Source organism: Faecalibacterium sp. OF04-11AC, from assembly GCF_003460645.1.
GTDB classification, from domain to species: Bacteria; Bacillota; Clostridia; order Oscillospirales; family Ruminococcaceae; genus Faecalibacterium; species Faecalibacterium prausnitzii_I.
On the sequence record NZ_QTVP01000049.1, the window covers coordinates 1 to 8,890 of the forward strand.

Consider the following 8,890-nt stretch of genomic DNA (forward strand, 5'->3'; position numbering starts at 1 on the left):
TATTTTGAATTCCCCACTATATTTTTTCTGTGGTATTCCCTTTGGCATACAAAAACACCCCATTTCCTAAACAGTATACCATACTGTCTAACAAATGGGGTGCAGTTCAAAGCTTGAAGCTGTTTTTTATGCCGGTGGTGGGGGTCGAACCCACACGTGTTATTCGCACAAGGGATTTTGAGTTTTCGGGAGGGTTTTCCATTTGGTGTCATCTGGTGATCTTTAAGGTCATCTGGTGCCCGACTTTAAAGCGTAAAAACAACAGCACATCGAATAATTTTTTGATAAATCTACGATTTTTCGTTGCGTTTCCCCTCGGCTCCGATTTTTCGATTTGGAACGCAAAAAAGGAAATTGGAGGGATGTTCAGGAGGGATGCAGGGCAAAACGCTCCTCTGCTTAGGCACAAAACGAAAGGAAAGTCAAGGATAATGAATCAAAATCAAGCAAAAGAGTATTATGAAAAATTATTTGTGAACTATCCTGATGTGCTGTCTGTCGAAGAAGCAACAACTTTACTCGGTTTCAAAAGCCAGACTGCCATCATCAGAAGAATCCATCAACATAGAATTCGCTGCCTGAAAGTCGGACGATCTTTCATGATTCCGAAAGAATATCTCATCGACTATCTTTTGGATAGCTAAATTATACAACCATTATATTACATAGCGCACCACTTTTCAATAAGAAAAGAGTGCGCTTTTTATTTTCAAACGAAAGGCGGTCGATTTTTTTTGAACACAAGCTGGAGCAAAACGTTGAAAAATCCACATGACCCTTGACTACTTCTACGGACAAGCTGGAGAGCTGTTCTCCTTCTACCGCATTCCAAAGGCTCTTTTTCAGGAGCAGCGGTTTCAAGATCTGTCAACCGATGCCAAAACCCTGTACGGCATCCTACTTGACCGTATGAGCCTTTCTGTTAGAAATGAATGGTTTGACAAAAAAGGCCGAGCGTTCATCATCTTCACAATCGAGGATGTCAAGAGGACTTTGTGTTGCGCAGACAACAAAGCGACCAAGCTGCTCCGGGAACTCGAAAAGTTTGGTTTGATTGAACGAAAACGAAGAGGTCTGGGAAAGCCAAGTTTGGTGTATGTGAAGAACTTTTCGGCAGAATCGTCAAAGGAGAGTGTCAAGAACCGTGATAATGACGATTCTTGTGGCTCTAAAATCGCTTGTCAAGACCCGGTAAAATCACGAGGTATTAAGAAGAAAGAGAATAAAACAGAGATGAATAATACGAATCCTATCCTTTCCGACAAATCGGAAAAGATGAAGAATCGCGAACTGCCCGAAGAATATTTTTCATGCTCTTTGGAGATAGACCTTCTTCTCCGGCTCTGCCCGGATGATGAAGATACCCTCTACCAAATCGTGAATTTGCTGGTAGACACCTGTGCCACCAAACGCAAGATGCTGCACATCGCCGGGGACGATAAGCCCGCCGAGGTGGTACGCAGCCGGTTTATGAAGCTGAACGCCGACCATATCTGCTTTGTGCTGAAGTGCCTTGCAGAGAACAGCAGCCCGATTCGTAACATGAAACAATACCTGCTCGCTTCTCTGTACAACGCACCCACCACGATGCAGCTTTCCTACCAGAACCAAACTAATCACGACTTAGCGATGCGGGGGTGATAAAAATTTCAAAGAAAGCAACCACAATAGCCATCGTCAACCAGAAAGGCGGCACCGGCAAGACCACGACCTGTGAAAATCTAGGCATCGGTCTGGCGATGGAGGGCAAGAAGGTCCTGTTGGTGGACGCTGACCCGCAGGGCAGCTTGACCATAGTCGCTTCGCTCCTATGGCCAGTTGTGCGCACTGTATGCGGATTCATAGTTGTCCGCTGCGCAGACATTGCCATCAGTATGGGCTGGCAGCAGCCCGATGAACTGCCCACCACCCTTTCCACTCTGATGGCAAAAGCCATGGACGATCAGAGTATTCCGCCCGGTGAAGGCATCCTGCACCATGCAGAGGGCGTTGACCTGATCCCTGCCAACATCGAACTGGCAGGGCTGGAAGTGTCTCCCCTCAACTGCATGAATCGGGAAAAGTTGTTGAAACAGGTGCTGGACAGTGCCAAACGGGAGTACGATTTTATTCTGCTGGACTGCACTCCTTCCCTTGGGATGCTGACCGTAGTCGCTCCGCTTCTATGGCTAGCGGTACGCACTATGTGCGAATTTATAATTATCTCCTGCGGAGATACCGCCATCAATGCACTGGCCGCAGCGGATACCACTCTGATTCCGGTGCAGGCGCAGTACCTGTCTGCAAAGGGTCTGGAACAACTTTTGCAGACCGTGCAGAAGGTCCGACGGCAGATCAACCCCAAATTGAAAATTGAGGGCATCCTGCTGACTATGACTGACAGCCGCACCAACTACGGACAGCAGATCGACAACCTGATTCGAGGTGCTTACGGCAGCAAGATCAAAGTGTTTGACCAGACCATTCCCCGATCTGTCCGTGCTGCGGAAATCAGTGCCGTGGGTAAGAGCATTTTCCAGCACGATCCCAAAGGCAAGGTGGCAGAAGCCTACCAATCTCTGACGAAGGAGGTGCTGGCGAATGCCTTGCCGACCGCTCTTTCCTGCAAGCCTATGAGCAGCAGCCAGACGGGAAAGCCATACCGGGCGACTTGCTGTTTGTCGGGACGCCGGAGAAATGCCGGGAGCTGTTACAGAGCTTGAACGCCGGGGAGCTGACGCAGGGCGAGGTCAAGGCACTTTATGCAAAGGCGCAGGAGCCGGACAGGGACAGCTTTTCCATTTACCAGCTCAAACGCGGCGACGAAACGCGGGATTTGCGCTTTGAGCCTTACGACCGTCTGACCGCAGCGGGACACGCGGTTGATCCGGCGAACTATGACCTGATTTATTCCGCGCCCCTTGCACCGGGTACGAGCCTTGAAGCTATTTTTACCCGCTTTAATATCGACCACCCGAAAGACTTTAAGGGACACAGCCTTTCCGTTTCCGATGTGGTGGTGCTGCATCAGAACGGGCAGGACACGGCGCATTACGTTGACAGCATCGGCTATCGACAGACGCCGGAGTTTTTGCAGCCGCAGAATTATCTAAAGCACGTTGAGGATATTGTGGAGCAGAACGACAACAATTTTGACGGTATCATCAACAACACGCCGCAGACGCCCACCGTCGGGGAATTGGAGCAGAAAGCAAAGGCGGGTGAGCCGATTTCCCTGATTGACCTTGCGAACGCCATCCATGCCGATAAGGAGCGCGGCAAAGAGGAAAAGCCCTCGATCCGGGCGCAGCTTCGGGCGGCAAAGGAGCAGACTGCCCAAAGAAAGGCGCAAAGGAGCAAGACGCAGGATTTGGAAAGGACCTGATCGTATGCAGAAGTTTGAAAACGTGGATATACTGGCTTGCCTTGATGCGGTGATGAAGCAGAACACCGGCTTTTATCAAAGCGATTTTGAGATTGACAAGAAGATCATTCACAAGGCTGCTGCAAGTCCCAACCGCGAGGACAGGTTGCTTTTGTGGCTTTCCCGCCCGTCCGGGACGCATTGCTTCCGGGAACGCGACGTTTTTCTCAAAGACACCCGCCCATACAACACATGGAAGTTCCACGGTGAGCAGACCCGCGACCGTATTCTTGCCTATGCCGTGGAGCTGACAGGCAGGGAGCGCGGCAAAATCCGGGGAAACCTCTATGAGCTGGACTATGCCGCCCATTTCCGGCATGTTCGGGAGCAGGCACTTCCCGCAGACACAAACGCCCTTATCTATGAATATGGGCGCGCCGAGCAGCCCGCAAAGCAATGGTTTAACGGCAACGACCACCCGCAGTACGGCAAATTTGAACGCTTTGAGGCGCAGCCAAACGACCCCGAAGCCTTGCGCGACATTCTGCAAGAGGAACGGCACAGCCGTGAGCAGCTTTCACCGGGGGACTTCAAGGCGCATATCGCCGCCCTGCGCGACGGCTGATTGAAGCCGAAGCGCGGCGCATTGTTGCCGAAATGAAACGTCAGTACAGCCCCAACAGCCCGAACAAAACCCACTACATGACAGAGCTTGCCCCGGCGTTTATGATGCTTGCATCGAGCCGGGACGTTGACCGCCTTTTCTCGCTGCTTCCCTACAAGACGCTGACCTTTTCCAAAATTGAGGGCAGGCACGGCATCTATGCGCTGATCGACAAGAACGAAAACCGCGACCGGGATATTCGCAAGCCCCGCCCCTCTATCCGGGCGCAGCTTGCCGCCGACAAGAAGAAAGCCGCTCCGAAGCGGGCGGCAAAAACAAAACATCACGAAATGGAGGTATGAGCATGAATCGATTTACCGTTGAGGAAACAAATCTTATCAGCATCTACATCGCCGATACGCGCAGGGAGCTTATCGGGGAAATGACGGGTGCGCTGTCCTATATGGACGGCGAAATGCGCGAGCTTGCCTTGCGTACCCTTGCAAAGCTCCGCGCCATGAGCGACGCCGACTTTGCCGCTCTCGCCGTATCTGCCGCCGACGAAGTATGAGCGGGCTGAAACGGCTGACGCCGCAGCAGAGCCGCAAAGCGAACGCCCTTATCAAGAAAACCTGCTGCAACTGTATGGGCGGGAACTGCATTTTGCTGGACGATGGGGACGAGTGCGTTTGTCCGCAGCTCATTTCCTATTCGCTTCTTTGCAGATGGTTTCAAAACGCCGTACTTCCCGCCGACAAGCTGCTTTACGCGGAGCTTTACCAAGCCGAGGACAGGCGGCGGTGCGCCGAGTGCGGCACGGCGTTTGCGTCCACCTCAAACAGCGTCAAATACTGCCCGGACTGCCGCAAGCGGATCACCCGCAGGCAAGCCGCCGAGCGGATGCGGAAACGACGCGCCCGCGTTACGCAGTAGGCGCGAAAAAGCCCTTACGCCATGCCGCTTTTCAGACGCGGTTTGAGCATGACAGGGGATTTATACCTAAACCCGCAAAAACAGTGTTCTACTGCGTAACAGACCCTTAAAGCAGCACCCACGAAAAGACGGGGCGCGGTGGCCATCATCAGCTGCCGCGCCCCGTTATTTTCATCGTTCAAGATTATTCCATTCGTCATAAACTTTTACTGTTGCATGAAATCTGGATTGCGGCATTATGTACTTGTCTTTAACCGCCTCACTATCTACCCAATTTCGTATTTCATTTACATACAGTTGCTTAAATCTTTGTTTGTCTACTTTCCCGTCTAAATATTTTGCACAGGCTTCATCATATGCGTTTGCTACATCTTCAAGTGCCGCAGATACAGAAGCCTTTAATGTTGGATTATCGGGATTTGCAGCTAATTGATTGCTCATCTCAGAAAAATGCGCTTTAGCTACGGTAATCATGCTGCGAATTTGCATTTCCACTTGACCTTTAGTTAAATCATTCGCCGTTTTCGAAGCAGCACTACTTTTTACGAGTGAAGCAATACTTACTAACAGAGCGAGTGCAGCTATTATAATTGATGCTATTTCCATTTGATTGTTTATCCCCTTTTATATTTTGAGCAACAATAGCGACCAATTTCAAAAATTCGGAATTATCTGCCTCATGAAGAACCGCTTGACCTGTTTTATGGTCATAGACTGGAAACTCAATGTATTTAACAAGATGTCCTTTTTCCACCTTGGTCAAAGGTGTTCCGTCAGCATGAATAGCCTGTTCAATTTCTAAAGCTATCCTTTTTGCCATTTCAGGAGAACAGTTATTTTGAAGTTCCGATTTCAATTTAAGACCTGTTTGTTTTAAGTCATATACAATCATTATGATACGTCCTTTCGTAATTAGTTTTCGGTAAAATAACCCACAATGATTTTATCACATTATGTCTATTGCTGCAATCAATATTCCCACTATTCCCGTGCTATTTCCTTACCCCGCTCCGGCTCACTTTCACGCCGCAAAATACTGTCGATGTTCCGCTTGATAACGTCGTACTCCTTGACCTACTTTTTCAGCCTGCCATAGTCGGCGCACAACGTTTCTTTCTGTTCTTGGAGCTTTGCATATTCAGCTTGCAGCGCGGCGACGTTGGGGAGCTTGCCGCCGACCAACGCGGGCTTGACCGCTTTTACAGCGGCTTCAAACAATATGATACTGCTCTCATGGGCGGCGCGGTATGCCGCCTTATCCTTTGCTCTGCGGTATGCGTCATACACGGGCTTTATCTTTTGGTATGTCGTGATATACTTAATCAGCACCGCCATATCCGCAAGCCGCCGTTCGACGCCCTTTAATGCGCCTGCCGCCTGTTCACTTGCCGCGTTCACCTCCGCGATTTTTGCGGAAAGCTCTGCATAGCTGTCAATCCTGTTTTCCGTTAGGAAGTTCAGCGTCCTCGCCGCCTGTTTGAGATTATGGATTTTCGCCCAATGCTCATAGCCCCGGCTTTCCTGCGCCTTGATGCTGTTCTGAATGTCGATAACAAGGGAGATACCGCCGCGCTCCTGCTTCGGGGCTTTGGCGGCGCGGGTGCGCCTGCCTTGATACGCTCCGTTATGGCTTCCTCTGTATAATCCGCGCCGAGCGTTTTCAGACGGGTAAAGCGTTCCTGCCCCGGTGCGCGGCAAGATATGTATTTACCGGGCTTTATCTCATAGCCCGCAGCTTGCAGCAGCCGCAGAAAATCGGCAAAGTCTGACGCTTGCGGGATAAGCGCGTCAACGGCAATTTTTAGCTTGCCTTTCCAGCTTGTACCCGACTTTTCCGCTTGGTACTCCGCATAGCTCTTTCCCTTGCTGCCCCTGCCGGGGACAACGACGGACAAGCCGTTTTCCCGGCACAGCCTGTCGCTGATGTTGCGTATGCCGTAATAGCTCCGCTTGTTGGAGTTGTATTTGCGGTGGTCGATGAAATTGACTGCACAGAAAATAATGTGATTATGGACGTGTCCTTTGTCTATGTGGGTAGTCAACACATATTCGTGTTGCCCCCTTGTTACCGCATCGGCAAGCTGCCGACCTATCTCATGCGCCTTTTCATAGCTGACTTCCCCCGGCTCAAAGGATTGCATGAGGTGGTGGGCTAAATTGTTGCCTTTCTCTAACGCTTGCGACAGGGTATATGCAAACTCAATACCTGCCGTTTCATAGGAGCAGCCGAATGAGGACACAAGCATTTTTTCTTCTGTCTTGGCGGGGTTTTGGATATAGGCGAGGGCTTTGCTCAACGTGCTTTTAATAGGTTTAATCTTTGTAACCGCCATATCTCATTCAGCACCCCCTTTATCTCGTCTATGTCCTCTTGATAGACGCTGCCCGTACTGTTCACGCGCCGCGCGATCTGATTGACATTGACCCCTATTTTCTGTATCTCGGCGGTCATTGCCTTTATGTCGCTATGGTCTACTTGCAGGATATACCCGTCGATTGCGATTTTCCGCAGATACGCCGCCATGTTGCGGGTAGGTATTAACTTCATTTTTTCCCCGTACTAAATCGCGCTCGGCTTCCGTCACGCGAAACTTTAGCTGCACCGTCCTTTTCCGTCCGTCCATGCTCTAACGCTCCTTTCCGTTCATAGAGGGTTTGGGACACTTCCCAAGGGTCTGCCCCAACAGGCGATAGCCTGTGGGGGTACAAGCAATTTTCAACCGACGCGCCGCAGCGCGGGAGGTCGAAAATACGGAAGTGGGTACCCGCTTCCTATGCTTGCTCTGCTACAATGTCTCTTGGCTGAGCATCTTTCCGTGGCCTGCCTTTTGGATGCAGCTTGATACCTGCCGCCAGCTTTCGTTGCTGTCTATTGAACCGAAATACCCAGTTTCTGATGCACTTCCTGTCTACTCCTAACTTCTGGGCAATTTCCCGATTTGTTTTACCTTCTCGTTTCAATTCTAAAATTTCTTTTCCGTATACGTCGATCTTTACATATTTTCTGGGCATAGCAAAACCTCCTCGTGTAGTTCTATTATCCTACACGGGGAGGCCTTTTGTCTATTGTCTACTTTTTACGGACCTGTTCAGGAGATTTGATATGGGAAACTTCACTTTTGAGGAAATGAACCTGATGTGCATTTATAATACCGGCAGCCGCGCAGGGTTGATTGAAAGCCTGAATGAGATGCGTGGTGAACTTTCGGCAGAGGAAACAGAGCTGATGGAGCTGACAGACAGTACCCTCCGCAAGCTTCAGGCCATGACGGATGATGAATTTGCGGAATTGGAATTGTACCCGGATTTTGATGAGTGAGGATAATTTTGTGGTGATCTTATATGTAGCGAGAAAACATTTCATTTATTATTTGGACTGATTCTTAAATGTTATTTTGGAGGAAGCCTCCTGTTCTTTTGAGATTAAATAGAGTATAATGATGTTGAAGAAAAAATGAGCATTTAAGGAGACAAGCCATGAAAAACGATATTACAATTAAAAATAGTAGTATGGATGTTTATGATTATTGCGAAAAGAATGGAATTAGTTTAGCAAAAATAGAAGAAAATGAATTTGTTGCTGTGCCGGCTTCTTATGAGCAAGGTCATTTTTTTGCACAAGAAACAATAGATTTTTTGAAATTTTGCAGAGAAAATGACAGCAATCATAAATATGACATTCTTTCTGATGGTGATATTACAGTTAGATCACTTCACTCTTTTGATATTTGGATGCCAATCATATTTATTGCTCAAAGTGTATTACTTCCTTTTGCCATCAATATGGTTAGCAATTATATCTGGGAGAAAATGAAAGGACGAGAGACGGAGAATGCAGAGGTTGATATGACCTTTATTGTAAAAAATGGTAAGAAAGAAAAGTCTATTCATTATAAGGGGGATGCAAAAACATTTAAGGAATCCTTTGAAAAATAGATCTTAATAAGATGTGGGAGGAATAATGCTAAAAAGTTTTGAAAGTCATTGCGAATTAGAAGAAGTAAGAATAG

10 protein-coding genes and 4 pseudogenes are annotated in these 8,890 nt (G+C 48.7%); 9 read left to right on the forward strand and 5 right to left on the reverse strand.

All coding sequences use genetic code 11. The annotated features are described in order from the left end of the window. The first annotated feature begins 41 nt into the window (after positions 1 to 41). The 7 genes and pseudogenes from DXA70_RS13155 (at position 42) to DXA70_RS13185 (ending at position 4,880) form a co-directional block, all read left to right on the forward strand. The gene (locus tag DXA70_RS13155; RefSeq protein WP_128118726.1) at positions 42 to 644 is read left to right on the forward strand and encodes a helix-turn-helix domain-containing protein; all 603 of its coding nucleotides are present in this window, start codon (positions 42 to 44) and stop codon (positions 642 to 644) included. Positions 645 to 771: 127 nt separating this feature from the next. Further along, entirely contained in the window at positions 772 to 1,641 is an 870-nt protein-coding gene (locus DXA70_RS13160) for a DUF6017 domain-containing protein (protein WP_128118727.1), read from the forward strand. Then, the gene (locus DXA70_RS13165) at positions 1,641 to 2,702 is read left to right on the forward strand and encodes a ParA family protein (protein ID WP_243001422.1); all 1,062 of its coding nucleotides are present in this window, start codon (positions 1,641 to 1,643) and stop codon (positions 2,700 to 2,702) included. The genes DXA70_RS13160 and DXA70_RS13165 overlap by 1 nt, the downstream gene beginning before the upstream one ends. Beyond that, positions 2,603 to 3,364, forward strand: a pseudogene (locus DXA70_RS13170) (YodL domain-containing protein); the annotation flags it as partial. The gene DXA70_RS13165 and the pseudogene DXA70_RS13170, both read left to right, overlap by 100 nt. Before the next feature lie 4 nt (positions 3,365 to 3,368). Continuing rightward, positions 3,369 to 4,309: pseudogene (locus tag DXA70_RS13175) on the forward strand (hypothetical protein). Between the two features lie 2 nt (positions 4,310 to 4,311). Beyond that, on the forward strand, positions 4,312 to 4,518 hold the full coding sequence (locus DXA70_RS13180) for a transposon-transfer assisting family protein (RefSeq protein WP_128118729.1): 207 nt from the start codon (positions 4,312 to 4,314) through the stop codon (positions 4,516 to 4,518). Continuing rightward, positions 4,515 to 4,880, forward strand: coding sequence for a cysteine-rich VLP domain-containing protein (locus tag DXA70_RS13185; RefSeq protein WP_128118730.1), 366 nt, complete (start codon positions 4,515 to 4,517; stop codon positions 4,878 to 4,880). The genes DXA70_RS13180 and DXA70_RS13185 overlap by 4 nt, the downstream gene beginning before the upstream one ends. Before the next feature lie 171 nt (positions 4,881 to 5,051). On the opposite strand, the gene DXA70_RS13190 is transcribed toward DXA70_RS13185, so the two are convergent. The 5 genes and pseudogenes from DXA70_RS13190 to DXA70_RS13210 all read right to left on the reverse strand — a co-directional run bounded on the left by DXA70_RS13190 (position 5,052) and on the right by DXA70_RS13210 (position 7,892). Further along, positions 5,052 to 5,486, reverse strand: coding sequence for a hypothetical protein (locus DXA70_RS13190; RefSeq protein WP_128118731.1), 435 nt, complete (start codon positions 5,484 to 5,486; stop codon positions 5,052 to 5,054). Further along, positions 5,416 to 5,772 (reverse strand): hypothetical protein, encoded by a 357-nt coding sequence (locus DXA70_RS13195; protein ID WP_128118732.1) that lies wholly within the window; start codon positions 5,770 to 5,772, stop codon positions 5,416 to 5,418. Before DXA70_RS13195 ends, DXA70_RS13190 begins: the two co-directional genes overlap by 71 nt. 89 nt (positions 5,773 to 5,861) lie before the next feature. After that, positions 5,862 to 7,213, reverse strand: a pseudogene (locus DXA70_RS13200) (relaxase/mobilization nuclease domain-containing protein). Then, a pseudogene (mobC, locus tag DXA70_RS13205) lies at positions 7,174 to 7,504 on the reverse strand (plasmid mobilization relaxosome protein MobC). Before mobC ends, DXA70_RS13200 begins: the two co-directional pseudogenes overlap by 40 nt. 148 nt (positions 7,505 to 7,652) lie before the next feature. Further along, positions 7,653 to 7,892 (reverse strand): helix-turn-helix domain-containing protein, encoded by a 240-nt coding sequence (locus tag DXA70_RS13210; RefSeq protein WP_128118733.1) that lies wholly within the window; start codon positions 7,890 to 7,892, stop codon positions 7,653 to 7,655. Positions 7,893 to 7,983: 91 nt separating this feature from the next. Here DXA70_RS13210 and DXA70_RS13215 point away from each other — a divergent pair, with 91 nt between their 5' ends. Both DXA70_RS13215 and DXA70_RS13220 read left to right on the forward strand, forming a co-directional pair. Then, positions 7,984 to 8,199, forward strand: coding sequence for a transposon-transfer assisting family protein (locus tag DXA70_RS13215; RefSeq protein ID WP_128118734.1), 216 nt, complete (start codon positions 7,984 to 7,986; stop codon positions 8,197 to 8,199). Positions 8,200 to 8,357: 158 nt separating this feature from the next. After that, complete coding sequence (locus DXA70_RS13220; protein ID WP_128118735.1) at positions 8,358 to 8,816, forward strand: hypothetical protein; 459 nt, start codon at positions 8,358 to 8,360, stop codon at positions 8,814 to 8,816. The last annotated feature ends 74 nt before the right edge of the window (positions 8,817 to 8,890 follow it).